A 1,265-nucleotide genomic window follows, 5' to 3' on the forward strand; every position below is an offset into this window, starting at 1 on the left:
CCCTCGGGGACGACCCAGTTGATGTTCTGGGTGGGGTCCTTGATGTCGCAGGTCTTGCAGTGCACGCAGTTCTGCGCGTTGATCTGCAGGCGCGGGTCGCTGCCGTCCTCCGCCCGCACGATCTCGTACACCCCGGCCGGACAGTAGCGTGTCTCCGGCGCGTCGTAGAGCGCCAGATTGACCGCGATCGGCACCGACGCGTCCTTCAGCGTCAGGTGCGCCGGCTGGTCCTCCTCGTGGTTGGTGTTCGACAGGTACACCGACGACAACCGGTCGAACGACACCACCCCGTCCGGCTTGGGATAGGTAATCTTCGGCATTTCCGACGCCTTCTTCAGCGTCTCGTGGTCGCCGTGCCGGTGGTGCAGCGTCCACGGCGACTTGCCYTTGGTCGCCGTCTCRTAGGCCGCGTTGGCCAGACCCGCCCACAGGCCCTTCTGGAAGCCGGGGCGGATGTTGCGCACCGCGTGCAGTTCCGACCACACCCAGGACGCCTTCAGCTTCTCCGGGTAGGCCACCGCCTCGCCGGCCGCGGCGGCGCCGGACAGMAGCTCATGCACCGCYTCGGCCGCCAGCATGCCCGACTTCATCGCGGTGTGGTTGCCCTTGATCTTGGGCACGTTGAGGAARCCCGCCGCRTCGCCGACGATCAGACCGCCGGGRAAGGTCAGCTTGGGGATCGACTGGAAGCCGCCCTCCGACAGGGCGCGCGCGCCGTAGGCRATGCGCCGCCCGCCYTCGAAGGTCGGGCGGATCGCCGGGTGGGTCTTGTAGCGCTGGAACTCCTCGAAGGGCGACAGGTGCGGGTTCKCGTAGTCGAGTCCGACCACGAARCCGACCGACACCAGGTTGCCCTCCATGTGGTAGAGCCAGGAGCCGCCGTAGGTCTTGGGGTCCATCGGCCAGCCGATGGTGTGGACGATCAAGCCGGGCTGCGACTTGGCGGGGTCGACCTCCCACAGCTCCTTGATGCCGATGCCGTAGGTCTGGGGATCGGCGTCGCGGCGCAGGTCGAAGCGCTCGAACAGCGTCTTGGTCAGCGAGCCGCGGCAGCCCTCGGCGAAGATGGTCTGCTTGGCGTGCAGCTCCATGCCCGGCGTGTAGTTGGCGGTCTTCTCGCCGTCCTTGCCGATGCCCATGTCGCCGGTGGCGACCCCCTTGACCGCACCGCTGTCGTCGTAGAGCACCTCCGCCGCGGCGAAGCCGGGGTAGATCTCCACACCCAGCTCCTCGGCCTGCCCGGCCATCCAGCGGGCGAGGTTGCC

At 68.1% G+C, this 1,265-nt stretch carries 1 protein-coding gene; it reads right to left on the reverse strand.

Annotated elements, in window-relative coordinates; all coding sequences use genetic code 11:
• Positions 1-1,265 (reverse strand): electron transfer flavoprotein-ubiquinone oxidoreductase (locus AC1DVI_RS32360; protein ID WP_476961469.1); only part of this gene is annotated, 1,265 nt, incomplete at both ends.

The organism is Azospirillum sp. P4_B5, from assembly GCF_056402275.1.